Origin of the sequence: Photorhabdus akhurstii, assembly GCF_019090985.1 — a bacterium.
GTDB lineage: Bacteria > Pseudomonadota > Gammaproteobacteria > Enterobacterales > Enterobacteriaceae > Photorhabdus > Photorhabdus akhurstii.
The window spans coordinates 4,221,282-4,235,784 of sequence record NZ_CP020335.1 but is presented as its reverse complement, the minus strand read 5'-3'; the positions used below and the strand labels follow the sequence as shown (position 1 = coordinate 4,235,784).

15 protein-coding genes and 1 other RNA gene are annotated in these 14,503 nt (G+C 41.9%); 10 read left to right on the top strand and 6 right to left on the bottom strand.

The annotated features are described in order from the left end of the window. The first annotated feature begins 205 nt into the window (after positions 1 to 205). Complete coding sequence (gene acnB, locus B0X70_RS18070; protein WP_040153547.1) at positions 206 to 2,803, top strand: bifunctional aconitate hydratase 2/2-methylisocitrate dehydratase; 2,598 nt, start codon at positions 206 to 208, stop codon at positions 2,801 to 2,803. 813 nt (positions 2,804 to 3,616) lie between these two features. Here acnB and B0X70_RS18065 read toward each other — a convergent pair. Continuing rightward, complete coding sequence (locus B0X70_RS18065) at positions 3,617 to 3,916, bottom strand: Dabb family protein (RefSeq protein WP_036810966.1); 300 nt, start codon at positions 3,914 to 3,916, stop codon at positions 3,617 to 3,619. 371 nt (positions 3,917 to 4,287) lie between these two features. On the opposite strand from B0X70_RS18065, the gene B0X70_RS18060 reads away from it, so the two are divergent. Together B0X70_RS18060 and mscS are read left to right on the top strand one after the other, a co-directional pair. Then, on the top strand, positions 4,288 to 4,656 hold the full coding sequence (locus tag B0X70_RS18060; RefSeq protein ID WP_046396958.1) for a YacL family protein: 369 nt from the start codon (positions 4,288 to 4,290) through the stop codon (positions 4,654 to 4,656). 134 nt (positions 4,657 to 4,790) lie between these two features. Next, on the top strand, positions 4,791 to 5,663 hold the full coding sequence (mscS, locus tag B0X70_RS18055) for a small-conductance mechanosensitive channel MscS (protein WP_105396275.1): 873 nt from the start codon (positions 4,791 to 4,793) through the stop codon (positions 5,661 to 5,663). 113 nt (positions 5,664 to 5,776) lie between these two features. Here mscS and B0X70_RS18050 read toward each other — a convergent pair whose 3' ends face one another. After that, positions 5,777 to 6,157: a hypothetical protein gene (locus tag B0X70_RS18050; RefSeq protein ID WP_046396959.1), complete on the bottom strand. Its 381-nt coding sequence runs from the start codon at positions 6,155 to 6,157 to the stop codon at positions 5,777 to 5,779. Between the two features lie 235 nt (positions 6,158 to 6,392). On the opposite strand from B0X70_RS18050, the gene argO reads away from it, so the two are divergent. Then, positions 6,393 to 7,016 carry an arginine exporter ArgO gene (gene argO / locus B0X70_RS18045; protein ID WP_036810765.1) on the top strand — a complete coding sequence of 208 codons (624 nt, stop codon included), beginning with the start codon at positions 6,393 to 6,395 and terminating at the stop codon, positions 7,014 to 7,016. Between the two features lie 113 nt (positions 7,017 to 7,129). After that, positions 7,130 to 7,852, top strand: coding sequence for an oxidative stress defense protein (locus B0X70_RS18040; protein WP_036781307.1), 723 nt, complete (start codon positions 7,130 to 7,132; stop codon positions 7,850 to 7,852). On the opposite strand, the gene B0X70_RS18035 is transcribed toward B0X70_RS18040, so the two are convergent. Continuing rightward, entirely contained in the window at positions 7,849 to 8,751 is a 903-nt protein-coding gene (locus B0X70_RS18035; protein ID WP_046396970.1) for a LysR family transcriptional regulator ArgP, read from the bottom strand. The genes B0X70_RS18040 and B0X70_RS18035 overlap by 4 nt on opposite strands. Positions 8,752 to 9,200: 449 nt before the next feature. Here B0X70_RS18035 and B0X70_RS18030 point away from each other — a divergent pair, with 449 nt between their 5' ends. The 4 genes from B0X70_RS18030 (at position 9,201) to serA (ending at position 12,431) form a co-directional block, all read left to right on the top strand. Beyond that, entirely contained in the window at positions 9,201 to 9,755 is a 555-nt protein-coding gene (locus B0X70_RS18030; RefSeq protein WP_046396960.1) for a hypothetical protein, read from the top strand. Positions 9,756 to 9,927: 172 nt separating this feature from the next. Then, positions 9,928 to 10,089, top strand: a complete 162-nt coding sequence (locus tag B0X70_RS18025) for a hypothetical protein (protein ID WP_201445792.1) — start codon at positions 9,928 to 9,930, stop codon at positions 10,087 to 10,089. 169 nt (positions 10,090 to 10,258) lie between these two features. Next, positions 10,259 to 10,918: a ribose-5-phosphate isomerase RpiA gene (gene rpiA / locus B0X70_RS18020; RefSeq protein ID WP_217470031.1), complete on the top strand. Its 660-nt coding sequence runs from the start codon at positions 10,259 to 10,261 to the stop codon at positions 10,916 to 10,918. Positions 10,919 to 11,189: 271 nt separating this feature from the next. Then, positions 11,190 to 12,431: a phosphoglycerate dehydrogenase gene (gene serA / locus B0X70_RS18015; RefSeq protein WP_217470030.1), complete on the top strand. Its 1,242-nt coding sequence runs from the start codon at positions 11,190 to 11,192 to the stop codon at positions 12,429 to 12,431. A gap of 49 nt (positions 12,432 to 12,480) precedes the next feature. On the opposite strand, the gene B0X70_RS18010 is transcribed toward serA, so the two are convergent. The 3 genes from B0X70_RS18010 to zapA all read right to left on the bottom strand — a co-directional run bounded on the left by B0X70_RS18010 (position 12,481) and on the right by zapA (position 13,740). Beyond that, on the bottom strand, positions 12,481 to 13,077 hold the full coding sequence (locus B0X70_RS18010; protein WP_217470029.1) for a 5-formyltetrahydrofolate cyclo-ligase: 597 nt from the start codon (positions 13,075 to 13,077) through the stop codon (positions 12,481 to 12,483). Between the two features lie 36 nt (positions 13,078 to 13,113). Further along, positions 13,114 to 13,300, bottom strand: a non-coding RNA gene (gene ssrS / locus B0X70_RS18005) — 6S RNA. A gap of 110 nt (positions 13,301 to 13,410) precedes the next feature. Next, positions 13,411 to 13,740 (bottom strand): cell division protein ZapA, encoded by a 330-nt coding sequence (zapA, locus tag B0X70_RS18000; RefSeq protein WP_217470028.1) that lies wholly within the window; start codon positions 13,738 to 13,740, stop codon positions 13,411 to 13,413. 185 nt (positions 13,741 to 13,925) lie between these two features. On the opposite strand from zapA, the gene B0X70_RS17995 reads away from it, so the two are divergent. Continuing rightward, positions 13,926 to 14,501, top strand: a complete 576-nt coding sequence (locus tag B0X70_RS17995; RefSeq protein WP_036810752.1) for a YecA/YgfB family protein — start codon at positions 13,926 to 13,928, stop codon at positions 14,499 to 14,501. Positions 14,502 to 14,503 lie beyond the last annotated feature (2 nt).

The window sequence follows — 14,503 nt, the reverse complement described above, 5'->3', positions numbered from 1 at the left end:
CTGGGCATAACTTGTTTGTACTTACTAAGTTATGCCGGCAATCCTCTGACCTGGCACCCGGAACCATAATTAACAACCTATCCCCGGAAGGACTATTGTTGTGAAAACACATGTTGTTACGCAAAGATAATAGCTTGGTGAGGCAGGTTCTAAGGCGGGTGCAGAGCCGGGTAGATAAAATGACAATGAGAGCGAGGAGAAAGTCGTGCTAGAAGAATACCGCAAGCACGTAGCCGAGCGTGCAGCCCAAGGCGTCGTCCCTAAACCATTGGACGCGACACAAGCGGCGGCGTTGGTTGAGTTACTGAAGAGCCCACCAAAAGGTGAAGAAGATTTCCTGTTAGATTTGCTGATTAACCGAGTTCCCCCTGGCGTTGACGAAGCGGCCTATGTAAAAGCCGGTTTTCTTGCCGCCATTGCGAAAGGCGAAACTATTTCACCACTAATCACGCCAGAAAAGGCGATTGAACTGCTTGGAACGATGCAGGGTGGTTATAATATTCATCCTTTGATTGATGCTCTGGATAATGAAAAACTGGCTCCAATTGCAGCTAAAGCGCTCTCTCATACTTTGTTGATGTTTGACAACTTCTATGATGTAGAAGAAAAAGCAAAAGCAGGTAATCCACAAGCCAAACAAATTATGCAATCTTGGGCTGATGCGCAGTGGTATCTGGAACGCCCTGAATTGGCAGAAAAAATTACAGTCACAGTATTTAAAGTGACGGGTGAAACAAACACTGACGATTTATCTCCTGCGCAGGATGCATGGTCACGCCCTGATATTCCGCTGCATGCTCTGGCAATGTTGAAAAATGCCCGCGAAGGGATTGCCCCGGATCAAGCCGGTGTTATTGGTCCAATCAAACAGATTGAAGAGCTGAATAAGAAAGGCTATCCGCTGGCTTATGTCGGTGATGTTGTGGGTACAGGTTCTTCCCGCAAATCGGCCACTAACTCAGTGCTGTGGTTTATGGGCGAAGATATTCCATTTGTGCCAAACAAACGTGGTGGCGGCGTGGTTCTGGGCGGTAAAATTGCGCCAATCTTCTTCAATACAATGGAAGATGCTGGCGCACTGCCAATAGAGATGGATGTAGCCAAATTAAATATGGGTGATGTGATTGATGTCTACCCATATAAAGGGGAAGTACGTCACCACGAAACCAATGAGTTACTGGCTGAATTTGAGCTGAAAACCGATGTATTGTTGGATGAAGTGCGTGCTGGCGGCCGTATTCCACTGATTATCGGTCGCGGTTTGACCAGTAAGGCGCGTGAGTCTCTTGGTTTACCCCCCAGTGATGTTTTCCGTCAGGCGAAAGCGGTTGAGGAAAGTAGTCGTGGTTTCTCCTTGGCTCAGAAAATGGTTGGCCGGGCATGTGGCACGGCGGGCATTCGCCCAGGTGAATACTGTGAACCTAAAATGACCTCTGTTGGTTCTCAGGATACTACCGGCCCAATGACCCGTGATGAACTGAAAGACTTGGCGTGTCTGGGCTTCTCTGCGGATCTGGTGATGCAGTCATTCTGCCATACGGCTGCTTACCCTAAGCCGGTTGACGTCACTACTCACCATACCTTGCCTGACTTCATTATGAACCGTGGCGGCGTTTCTCTGCGTCCGGGCGATGGCATCATTCACTCATGGCTGAACCGTATGTTGTTGCCTGATACGGTTGGTACCGGTGGTGATTCCCATACCCGTTTCCCAATTGGTATCTCCTTCCCGGCAGGTTCTGGTCTGGTGGCGTTTGCTGCCGCGACGGGGGTGATGCCTTTGGATATGCCAGAATCGGTGTTGGTTCGTTTTAAAGGGCAGATGCAGCCCGGTATTACTTTGCGTGATTTGGTTCATGCGATTCCTTACTATGCGATTCAGCAAGGTCTGCTGACGGTTGAAAAGAAAGGTAAGAAAAACATCTTCTCTGGCCGTATCCTCGAAATCGAAGGTTTGCCAGATCTGAAAGTTGAGCAGGCGTTTGAGCTGGCAGATGCTTCTGCGGAGCGCTCTGCGGCGGGCTGTACCATTAAATTGGATAAAGCGCCGATTATTGAATACCTGCAATCTAATATTGTGCTGCTGAAATGGATGATTGCCGAAGGTTATGGTGATCGCCGTACATTGGAACGCCGCGTAACGGGTATGGAAAACTGGCTGAAAGATCCCCAGTTGCTGGAAGCAGATGCTGATGCAGAATACGCAGCGGTTATCGAAATCGATCTAGCCGAAATTAAAGAACCTATTCTGTGCGCACCGAACGATCCAGATGATGCCCGTTTACTGTCTGATGTGGCGAACAGTAAAATCGATGAAGTTTTTATCGGTTCTTGTATGACTAACATTGGTCATTTCCGTGCCGCCGGTAAGTTATTGGATCAACATAAAGGTCAATTACCGACTCGTTTGTGGGTTGCTCCGCCAACGAAAATGGATGCGGCTCAACTCACAGAGGAAGGTTATTACAGCATCTTTGGTAAGAGTGGAGCACGGGTTGAAATTCCTGGCTGTTCCTTGTGTATGGGTAATCAGGCACGCGTTGCTGACGGTGTAACAGTGGTTTCTACTTCGACTCGTAACTTCCCGAATCGTCTGGGAACGGGTGCGAATGTTTACCTGGCATCGGCTGAACTGGCGGCTGTAGCTTCTCTGTTGGGACGTCTGCCTACACCGGAAGAGTACCAGCAATTTATGGCTAAAGTTGATGAAACCGCGGAAGACACTTACCGTTATCTCAATTTTGATCAACTGAACCAATACACCGAAAAAGCGGATGATGTGATTTTCCAAACCGCGGTGTAATTTCGATATATTGCAATATGAACGAATGGGAGGTAAAAACCTCCCATATTACATTGCTGGCTTTTAACGTTTCGCCTATCACTACTAAGTTTTTATCAATGACAAAATAAGTGTTAATAGAAGCTGTTTTTTGCTTATCAGTGTGGTTTTAAAATCTGGAAAAAAAGTAAGCGTATCGTTAAAAAGCAGATAAAAACTTTAATCATTAAAGGTAAAAAGTAGTGATTAATGGTTTTTAAAAGTGGGTGAAAAGTGCGGTGCTATAATTGACATTAAAGAGAAAGCAGCGGGGAAAACGGATTTTAAATTGATTAATCAGGAGGGTAATAGTATTAACTGTATTGATAAAATTAGTAGTGAAAAAAGAAAAAACATTTATCAACATTAAAACCTATTAAATAAATGAGCTTTGATTTTAATGTTATTAAACAAATCTGTTACTCTTCCTGGTTTTACACTGCTTAACCCGTCCGATCGTTATAATTTTTACCCTTTTTTCAATGATGTAGAAATCCTTCTCTTTCTTTAAATAGGTTTTTAAACAGCCTAAAATGGTCGGTAAAATCCGCTATTTTATTATCTCATTATCTTTTATAAATGATGCTGATTTTACAGCAAGCTATCACCAAATAGGTAAGGTTAAAAATTTTTTATGTAGTATTTAATTTTTGATTAAATATTTAAATCCCCCATGAGAATCCACGTAATTCTGTTTCTACCGATAATCGGCGCGTCTAATTATTCTTAGGCGCGCCAGTAATATTCGTAGTGTTGAACATTGATGAGTCAATAGTTATTCCCCAGAAATGAAAATTATATTTCATAATCAAAGACAATGATATCGTCGACAGAATCTGTAAGGAGATCTTTTAACTTGTCATGTGCAGGGTGAGACAAATAGTTTGAAATAGCTTTTTGATCATCAAATATCATAGTGATAGCATGTGTAAAACCTTTATTCTTATTTTCACTACTTACATTACCTCCCCACTCAACAACGGAAGAAATACCTTTGATTTGATGTGGCATCGAAATCGCGGTATCTCTTATCGTCGTTAATTGTTGTTCTTGTATTTCGGGCGCGAATTTTAACAAAAGAATATGACGTATCATAATGGCTCCTGAAAAGTATCTTTGTTTTTCCAGACAAGATAGAAAATAGCTGGTTGTATTGCAAGGCTCTTGAATATACCTCATCGATTCGTGGATGTGTGTTCGATTTTGCTGTTTCTGTTTCTCTGAGATATTATTAATTATAGTGTATTTGTTTATATTTGCACTAAGGCTGAACTCTTCTCCGATGAAAGCCATAGCAGACATAAACTTCAAGGATAGCTTGGGGTGGACATTTCGGTTATCAGGTGCAAACCATATCGTTGTGTCAGCATAGAGGCGTTAGTCTCACACTTCTTGCAGTTTGTGGGCTGATTCTGGGGCGGAATTGCTAGGAAATTTAGAACGGAAAGAAGTACCGGAGGTTAATGATGGACTACGAATTTTTGCTGGATGTCACTGGGAAGGTGACTAGCCGATTCTCAATGGATCATGAAGCTATTGGTCAGTGGCTGAATGAAGAAGTTAACGGTGATTTAACGGTAATAGATAAGGTTGCCGCAGCACTGGCTGAAATTAAAGGTAGTGAACGTCAATGGCAACTTGTGGGTCACGAATATACGCTGCTAATGGATGAGGAAGAGGTTATGGTTCGTGCTAATCAGCTTGAGTTTGAAACTGATTCGATGGAGGAGGGCATGAGCTATTACGATAATGAGAGCCTGTCTTTTTGTGGTACCAAGGATTTTCTTGATATGTTGACCGATTATCGGGACTTTATTTTAAAAAACGATTGGTAAAAAGTTGTATATAGACAAAAAGAATTTTCTGGCACGATAGATTTTTTCTTACTGTTAATGGTTGTTATGAAGGATAGTCATTGAGTAATTTTACTCAATTATAGTTGAATAGCTAAAGAATCAAGGTGGTTTTAATGGAAGATATCAATCTGTCTGGTGGCATTAATGAAGCTACAAGCTGGCTTATTAATCATCAGGATTTAATCATTCAATATCTGGTCAATACTGTTGCGGCTATTCTGATTCTTATTCTGGGATTGATGGCGGCGAAACTCATTAGTAAGGGCGTGAGAAGAGTTATGTCATTGCGCGGCATTGATGTAACGGTATCAGATTTCCTGGCTGCTATTGTTCGTTATTCGATTATTGCGTTCACTATTATTGCAGTTTTGGGCAAATTAGGCGTTCAGACGGCTTCTGTCATTGCGGTTATCGGTGCTGCTGGTTTAGCTGTTGGTTTGGCTTTACAAGGTTCTTTGTCCAACTTTGCCGCAGGGGTATTGCTGGTGGCTTTTCGTCCAATCCGTGCGGGCGAATATGTTATTCTGGGCGCGGTTGAGGGCACAGTTGTTCAGGTGCAGATTTTCTCTACTACATTGCGTACAGCGGATGACAAGATCATCGTAATCCCGAATGGGAAAATTATTGCTGATAATGTTATTAATACCAGTCGTGAACCGAATCGCCGAACTCAGATTATGGTCGGTGTTGCGTATAATGCGGATATTGATGAAGTTAAAAAAGTATTAGGGGATGTTATTGCCGCAGACAACCGTATTCAGCATGACAAAGGCGTGACGATTCGTTTGCATGAAATGGCGCCTTCTTCACTGAATTTTGTTGTGCGTGTATGGACTGCCAATGGCGATGCTTGGGAGGTCTATTGGGATTTGATGGAGAATTTTAAACGCACATTGGATAAACACAATATCAGTATTCCTTATCCACAAATGGATGTTTATTTGCATCAGAACCAAGCTATGGCGCGGAGTAAAATGGGTGATTAATTCAGAGGATATTGGATAATAACCATCTGATGGTGTGAATAGGCTGTAAATCTTTACCGGTAAATCAGCGCCGCGCTGTGGATAGCGCGGACGCTCTATTATTCTGGCTTATTTTACTGGCATAAGGTATTAAGGTTGTTTTTAATAAAATCATCGCTGATATCTTCTGTCAGTGCTATTTTCTTGTTATCAGACAAGCAAAGGATAGCAGACGAAACATCTGAAGTATGGAAATTAATATCAGCAGTGACTATCCCATCGCCTTTTTCACCCCGTATTTTAAGAACGAAACGTTCACAGCCTTTCTCACATAAGAAAGGCTGATAATTACTGAGCTCCACATCTATAATATTTGCTGTACCAATATAATATTCAATTATTTCATAGTGGTTTAATGTCTCTTCAACATCATTTCGCAGCAAATAGTAGTTTCTGACAGTAAGAGCGGCAATAATAATGATTGCTAACAGCATGAAACCCGTAATTTTTTTCAAAATAACCTCTTCCTCTTATTTTCATAGCATTGATAGATTCATTAATGCTTTTAGTGTGTATTAGCTTGATTTTCTTTGAATTAATCAAATAGTTTTCCTATAAAAACCTGCTTTTTGGTTGGTTATTAAAATTTCTTATGATCAATTAGAAGCATTTATTTCCTCTAATGAGCTATTCTTCTTAATATTCTGAACATTGAAATAGCAAAGTGAATAATTATTGAGGAGTTTTTTTATGTTATCGACATTTGTGCAGGGTTTTTTTCTTAGCGCAGCAATGATTTTGCCTCTTGGTCCACAAAATGCCTTTGTTATGCAGCAAGGTAGCAGGAGACAATTTCATTTGATGAGCGCAACTTTGTGCGCGATCAGTGATGGTTTTCTGATTGGTGTCGGTGTATTTGGTGGTAGTGCATTACTGAGTCAGTCAACTTTACTCTTGCAATTTGTCACCTGGGGGGGTGTTGCTTTTTTATTCTGGTATGGATGGGGGGCTTTACGTGTGGTTTTGTTTGCCAATATTGAACAGGTGCAGGCGAGTAGTACGGCAAAAAACCGTTGGCGGGTCATTGCGATTATCTTTGCGGTCACTTGGTTAAATCCGCATGTTTATTTAGACACCATTGTTGTTCTGGGCAGTATTGGCGGCCAGTTATCCTCAGAACTCAGGCCCTGGTTTACTTTTGGTGCCGCAAGCGCTTCTGTTAGTTGGTTTTTTTCTCTGTCATTGCTAGCCGCATGGTTTTCCCCTGTGTTAAGTAAGCCGCTTTCTCAACGGATTATTAATGGGTTTATCTGTGTCATTATGTGGTATATCGCATGGCAACTTGCTAAGCAGGGATTACTAATTTCTGATTGAGCTGGACACTTCTTTGCATGCACTCTCTGTGTTAGTGTTTTATTCATCCCATGTATATTTCGGTTTTTCCGTGGGATGAACATTTTCTGTAACAGGTTTTCTTCGGAGGTTGTGTGAAATTGAAATCATTAGGGTTGGCCGCCATGTTAAGTGCCGGGGTGCCACTTGCTGCACAGGCTGCTGATTTACCCGGAGTCCCTCATGTTATTACTTCTGGTAATGCGGTAGTGAAAGCTGAACCGGATATAGCAACATTGATGATTAACGTCAATATTTCTGCTAAAGATGCTTCTGGAGCTAAAAAGCAGGTTGATGAGCTGGTTGCTAAATATTTTGATTTTCTGAAAAAGAACGGCATTGAAAAGAAAGATATTGATGCAGCGAATCTGCGTACTCAGCCTGATTATGAGTATGACAATGTATCTGGCAAATCGGTGCTGAAAGGTTATCGTGCGATCCGTTCAGTGGAAGTGAAGGTTCGTAAGTTAGAGCAACTTAATGATCTGCTAGATGGAGCATTAAAAGCGGGTTTGAACGAAATCGTATCTGTTCAGTTTGGGGTGGACAATCCGCAAAAATATCGTGATGAAGCCCGTCAGAAAGCCATTGAGAATGCGATTGAACAAGCTGATGCACTGGCGAAAGGCTTTAATAGCAAAGTGGGTTCGATATACAGTATCAATTACCGAGCGCCAGAGATAATTGACCATATGAAGTATCGCAATTCTGATGTGATGATGGCGGGAGGTGCTGCTGCTGGAGTGGGTGAAACTTACCAGCAGGATAGCATCAATTTCAGCGATCAGGTTGATGTTGTGTTTGAACTAAAACCTTAATCCGTGTCATCTTGTCTTAACATCTGACGCCCAAGTTTCAATAGGGCGTCAGTCACCTTTTTCATGGTCCTGCTTTCCGGTGCGAAACGATGCCAATAGAGCATCCGGCGCTGACATAAACCCGGCGTCAGGTCGATCAGTTCACCATTTTTCAATTCCTGATCAATCTGTAAATGAGGGATCATACAACAGGTGGAACCCTGTTTTGCCAGTTGTACAAAGGCTTCAGATGAGTTGACGATATGACATGGAACGCTACCCGGCGACAACTCGAAGTTCTGTTGTAAAAATGCCTGATGCATATCATCCAGATGGTCGAATGCAACCGCAGGGGCTTTTAGTAACGCTGAACGGGTAACTCCATTTGGGAAATAGCGGGCAGCAAATTCTGGCGAGGCGACAAACAGATAATCCAGCGCTCCTAATTTATCGACCAGACAACTGGGTAAGGGTTGTGGTTGAATACTGACCGCGCCAACGACTTCACCTCTTCTTAACTGTTCCTGAGTCCGAGTTTCGTCTTCAACTTGAATATTGAGTCGGATAGGCAAATCAGCAAGTACCGGATGTAGTGCCGGCAACAGCCAGGTTGCTAAGCTGTCAGCATTGACTGCCAATGAAAGCAGCAATGGCGTATCTGTCCCTTGTTCATCGCCTAACCACTGTTCTTCCAACAATTCTACCTGATGTAATAGCGCCAGGAGTTTTTGTCCTTGTTCTGTGGGGCGCGGAGGAACGGTGCGTACTAGCAGAGGCTGGCCGAACAGATTTTCCAACTGTTTGATACGTTGAGAAACCGCGGATTGAGTGATACAGAGTTTGTGGGCTGCGCGTTCGAAACCACGTTCACGGACAACAGCATCCAAGGCTTGCAGTGTTCGGTAATCAGGACGTTTCATTACAGAAAGATTCTCCATTTATGTTTCCGCATAGCACTATTTATGTTTCCGTATAGCACTATTTATGTTTCCGTATAGCACTATGCCATATTTTTCTGATGGATGAGGCAATTTATCTGGTGTGTTGTAAAGCCTCACCTGCCAAAGATTACCGATGTTACATCCAATTTTGGAGAAATTTCGTTGATTGGTGGCCTTTATGGGAAGGGGGTTCCATTTTTGAAGGTTACGTTTGTTAACGTGGTTGAATAAATAATATGCTCGGGGGAACAACAACTGTGTGAAGTTGTTTTGGTTAGCTTAATAATTAGCTTTTGATTGAATTAGGGTGATTAAATTAAGGATTGTTTGCATGTTTCGTTTAAGTGTGGATTTTTCATAAAATTGTCTAAAAGACGTTACTTTTGGCTATTTAATAATAATAAAAATGTAAGTAAGGTTACTTTATTATGCTGTCACTGAAACATGTTGCACAATTAACATACAATACTTTGCAGTTATATATGGATCAGAGAGGAATAGATTTGGCGGTCGGTCCTGTCTCTGACAGCGATGCAAATATGCTAACGGGAGCATATGGTGAGCTTAACTGGGACTATTATATTACAGAGATCGGTAATCGACATGACTGTTTCAGCTTATGTATAAAATTTGTCATATCAAGGGAAAATTTTCAAATTGAATCTGCTCCCGCTGGAGTCGCTTTGTCCATATATGATTTGAGTGATAAGAGTTTTAACATCCATGTATTGGAAAATTTTGTGAAAGATATGGAAAATCATCCGTTGCATAGAAAGATGCTTTTGTATACTCTATATGCAACATTGATTTTCATGAATATGTCTGGTGGTGAAGACATCAGGATTCATGAACCTGTTAAGGATAAAATAGCTTACTATCGTTCGTTTGGTTTTGAGCTGGAGCGCTGCGGATATGTAATGTCATGTGATCTTAAAACATTAACGGCAAAGTTGGAGAGCAGGTCTAAGGAATCAGTTCTTTGACATCTCTGCGTTTAGATGTGCGTTATGGTATCCAGGTAGAACCAAATAAAATAGCTATTTTGTTTATTTAAATTTGTTGCGATGGTCATAACAGAGAGATTTTGTCGGGAATTTTTTCCTGCTATGACGAAATCAGTTCAGTAATATGAAGTTGTTTTATGAGGTGTTGCTAATGAGAATACAAAAAGAACCGATGTTCGATACCATTCAAACTTATAAGAAAGCTGGGGAGACCTTGGATTTTCTCATGAAAGTAGGTCCGGCTTTGGAAGAACATGCACAGGCACCAAGCCAAGAAAAGCAAGGTCGTCGTCGTAACAAAGAAGCTGCATAAACATCACTCTTTTTTTCGCCCGCCCTATGGCGGGTTTTGGCATCATTTAATCTTATATTTCCCGTGACTTATCCTATTCAACTTTAATTGAATTGCGGTTTCTTTGTTGCTATCAAAGTTTATACTAGTCGAGGTCTTTCCTTGTAACTGATATAGGCAATGAATTGATATGACTCAGGACGAATTGAAAAAAGCAGTGGGTTGGGCAGCACTCGAATTTGTTACACCAGGAACAATTGTGGGCGTGGGGACTGGTTCAACGGCTTCACATTTTATTGATGCCCTCGGTTCCATTAAAGATCAGATTGAAGGGGCAGTATCCAGCTCTGAGGCTTCTACTGAGAAGTTAAAAAGTTTGGGCATTCCTGTATTCGATTGTAATGAAGTGGATTCCCTGGATATCTATGTTGATGGCGCGGATGAAATCAATGGCAATATGCAGATGATTAAAGGCGGTGGCGCTGCATTAACGCGTGAAAAAATCATTGCTGCAATAGCGAAAAAATTCGTTTGTATTGTTGATGCTTCTAAAAAAGTTGATATATTAGGTAAATTTCCTCTGCCGGTCGAAGTGATTCCAATGGCTCGCGCCTATGTTGCTCGTGAGTTGGTTAAGTTGGGGGGAGTACCAAAATATCGTCAGAATGTTGTGACTGATAACGGCAATATGATCCTTGACGTGCATAATCTAGCCATACTCGATCCTGTTGAATTAGAGAATAAAATTAATCGTATCTCAGGTGTGGTGACTGTAGGATTATTTGCTAACCGTGGTGCGGATATTATATTGATGGGAACACTTGATGGAGTAAAAACCATCACTCAATAATATTATTCATAGGGGCGAAGTTCTTCGCCCTTAAAAATTTTTCACTGTTAAAATCGGAGAAGAATTTAGTGATATATTTTATATCTATGATTGTTATTTAACCTAAATCCTAATTTTGTGCTCTTTCAGATCATTTTATTCTGCATAATAACTACTTTGTTAAGACTTATGTGACGGGAATAGCAATCGTTTATATTGCTGTGTTCGTTTTTTTTGTTATGTTGAGAGAATGAATCTTAAATGTAACGAAGCGTAACAATAGGCAGGATAAATGGTTAAGGTATCTCTGGAAAAAGATAAGATTAAATTTTTGTTATTGGAAGGCGTGCATCAGAGCACGGTAGAAAATCTGCGAGCAGCCGGTTATAGCAATATCGAATATCATAAGGGAGCGTTAGATTCCAAAGAGTTAAAAGAGGCAATTCGTGATGCTCATTTTGTTGGTATCCGTTCCCGCACACAACTGACCGAAGACATTTTTCAGGCAGCCGAAAAATTGGTTGCTGTAGGTTGTTTCTGTATTGGCACCAATCAGGTTAATCTGAAAGCGGCTGCGAAACGTGGTATTCCTGTCTTTAATGCGCCATTTTCTAATACCCGTTCTGTTGCTGAAATGGTCCTTGGTGAATTGCTGCTGCTGTTGCGTCGTATCCCTTTAGCGAATGCGAAAGCTCATCGAGGCGTGTGGGATAAGCAGGCTAAGGGCTGCTATGAAGTGCGTGGGAAAAAACTGGGTATTATCGGTTACGGTCATATTGGTACTCAGCTTGGTATTCTGGCTGAAAATATCGGTATGGATGTCTACTTTTACGATATTGAAAACAAATTGCCATTAGGTAATGCTCATCAGGTACGTCATTTGTCAGAATTACTGAATATGAGTGATGTGGTGAGTTTGCATGTACCAGAAACGCCATCAACTAAAAATATGATTGGTGCAACCGAACTTACACTGATGAAACCGGGTTCTATCTTGATTAATGCTTCACGTGGAACGGTGGTGGATATCCCGGCATTATGCGATGCATTGGAAAGTGAACATCTGTCAGGGGCGGCTGTGGATGTGTTCCCCATTGAGCCGGCGACCAATAATGATCCGTTTGAGTCACTGTTGTGTAAATTTGATAATGTGTTGTTGACACCACATATTGGAGGTTCTACCCAAGAAGCGCAGGAAAATATTGGTTACGAAGTCGCCGGAAAGTTAGCGAAATACTCTGACAATGGTTCTACCTTATCGGCAGTAAACTTCCCAGAAGTGTCTCTTCCTGTTCATGCTGATGATACCAACCGGTTTCTGCATATTCATGAAAATCGGCCGGGTATATTGAACAGTATTAACCAAGTGTTTGCTGAACAGGATATCAATATTGCCGCTCAGTATCTGCGTACCAGTGGGGATATGGGTTATGTGGTTATTGATATTGTGACTGAAAATCCGGCTCAAGCTGAAATGGTATTTCAGAAACTGAAAGCATTGCCGGGTACTATCCGTTCTCGTCTGCTTTACTGATTATTTTGATATGTCACAAATGGGCGTTTTGTATAAGGCGCCTATTTTTTTACTGCCAATGCCAGATTTTTTCAGGTGTGATGATTTCTGGTAATGGAATATCCCATTCGGCTGTTGGTAGTGTATCGACTAACTGGCAGTTATGCGCCAAACCTATCGGATAGAAGTTTTTTTGTTGCCATTGCTTCAATGTACGATCGTAAAAGCCGCCCCCCATGCCAAGCCGCTGCCCTGTGCGGGCAAAAGCAACCAGCGGGATCATCATGATATCCAGCTCTGATAACGGTAAAACCTGCCTAACATCTAGCGGTGGCTCTTCTATATTGAAGCGATTTCTGACAAGCGGGGTATTGGGTTGATAGTTTAAAAACAGCAGATGGTGATGACGGAAAGGATGTAATACGGGCAGATAGATCTGCTTATTTTGCTGCCAGAGTTGGTTAATCAGTGGACGGGTATCGAGCTCGCCATCAAACGAAAGAAATAGTGCGATTTTGTTGGCTTGGCAAATTTTGGGGTGGTTGATTGCTCGCTCAGCAGCTTGTCTTGCAAACAGCGATTGTTGTTCAGAAGTGAGTTCACGACGTTGCTGGCGTATTTTCTTTCTAATGCTTTGTCTGAGTGATAACAGGGACTCTGATTGCATAGAACCTGCGATGGATAGCAGCAGCGATTAAGGTTGAGATTCTCCAAGATGCCGTTACAGGTAGTAACCCTTGAACCCTTGGTTCAAGGTGAACGCAGCGTCGCAGCTTTTAGGCTTCTCGGCCGAACCGAGCATGCACACCAGACTACGGAGCACCACATTCTATAATGTATGAAATATCGGCTCAGGGGACTTTCCCCGTTCACGAACATCTCAGAGAAATTTATTCAGTGCTTGTAAGCAACTTTGTGACACCTATTGTATGAAACTAAACACAGAAAGCAACTAATTCTCGAATGATTCACTCACTAATGTATGATTTATCAATAGAATTCATTCATTTGGTGAAATAGCGCTCTCAGTGATGCGACCTTGTTCCACCAGTGCTTGTTCTATAGTCTGTTGAAGCATCTTTATTTTCTGTTCCATATTATAGGCATAGTCACGGGTTTTCACTTTTTCTTGTGCCAATTCGTGACAGATATTCAATGCCACAATAAAAATCAGTTGTTCAGTATTGGTTACTCTGGTGCGTTCTTTCAAGTCTTCTAAACGTTGTTCAAGTTCCACAGCCGCAGCCAGTAATGCTTCTTTTTGCTCTGATGGACAATTGACACGTAGTGACCGCCCAAAAATCTGGATATCTACCGGTTGTGCAGACATGACCCCTTCCTGACTTATTGCTGCGCTCCGGTTTTAATTCTGAATTATAGAATTGAAACCGGCGCCAATCATTATAACGCGATACCGACAGACAACTAACGATTAGCTAGGTTGTTGTCTGGTATAGCGACTCCCCTTGGTGGTAGCATAGCATGAACTTACACCGTCAACGATGACCAATACACATGTCTATACAGAATTCATTACCAGATTATCAATCTTTTGACGAAATATTGCATCAACAGTCAGTGGCGCTGACGGCAGCGGAGATGCATGGGTTGATTAGCGGCCTGCTGTGCGGTGGTAACCGCGACAGTAGCTGGCAGGTCTTAGTTCATGATTTAGCGAATGATGGGCTGGCTTTTTCCCATCCATTAGCTCAACAATTGCGTGAATTACGTGAAATCACATTTGAATCATTGGATGACAATAATTTCGCATTCAATTTATTGCTGCCAGATGAAGAAGATAATGTGTTTGAACGCGCAGATGCATTAGCGGGATGGGTTAACCATTTTTTGCTGGGATTAGGTGTTGCTCAACCGAAATTCGCGGATAGAAAAGAGATCAGTGAGATTATTGGCGATTTGCGCAATATCGCTCTGCTTGGTTATGAAGAAGGTGATGATCAAGAAGAGTTGGCCCAGGCACTGGAAGAGGTCCTTGAATATGTGCGGGTGGCAGCACAGCTTTGCTATATCGCCTTTACTGAACCTAAAACCGTTTTAATCGCAAAAAATGACAAACCAACATTGCATTAATT

What these genes read in the sequence shown, in the direction of transcription:
- B0X70_RS18065 (WP_036810966.1), bottom strand. Translation starts at nt 3,916, where the DNA reads ATGATACGTCATATTCTTTTGTTAAAATTCGCGCCCGAAATACAAGAA.
- B0X70_RS18060 (WP_046396958.1), top strand. Translation starts at nt 4,288, where the DNA reads ATGGACTACGAATTTTTGCTGGATGTCACTGGGAAGGTGACTAGCCGA.
- mscS (WP_105396275.1), top strand. Translation starts at nt 4,791, where the DNA reads ATGGAAGATATCAATCTGTCTGGTGGCATTAATGAAGCTACAAGCTGG.
- argO (WP_036810765.1), top strand. Translation starts at nt 6,393, where the DNA reads ATGTTATCGACATTTGTGCAGGGTTTTTTTCTTAGCGCAGCAATGATT.
- B0X70_RS18035 (WP_046396970.1), bottom strand. Translation starts at nt 8,751, where the DNA reads ATGAAACGTCCTGATTACCGAACACTGCAAGCCTTGGATGCTGTTGTC.
- B0X70_RS18030 (WP_046396960.1), top strand. Translation starts at nt 9,201, where the DNA reads ATGCTGTCACTGAAACATGTTGCACAATTAACATACAATACTTTGCAG.
- B0X70_RS18025 (WP_201445792.1), top strand. Translation starts at nt 9,928, where the DNA reads ATGAGAATACAAAAAGAACCGATGTTCGATACCATTCAAACTTATAAG.
- rpiA (WP_217470031.1), top strand. Translation starts at nt 10,259, where the DNA reads ATGACTCAGGACGAATTGAAAAAAGCAGTGGGTTGGGCAGCACTCGAA.
- serA (WP_217470030.1), top strand. Translation starts at nt 11,190, where the DNA reads ATGGTTAAGGTATCTCTGGAAAAAGATAAGATTAAATTTTTGTTATTG.
- B0X70_RS18010 (WP_217470029.1), bottom strand. Translation starts at nt 13,077, where the DNA reads ATGCAATCAGAGTCCCTGTTATCACTCAGACAAAGCATTAGAAAGAAA.
- zapA (WP_217470028.1), bottom strand. Translation starts at nt 13,740, where the DNA reads ATGTCTGCACAACCGGTAGATATCCAGATTTTTGGGCGGTCACTACGT.
- B0X70_RS17995 (WP_036810752.1), top strand. Translation starts at nt 13,926, where the DNA reads ATGTCTATACAGAATTCATTACCAGATTATCAATCTTTTGACGAAATA.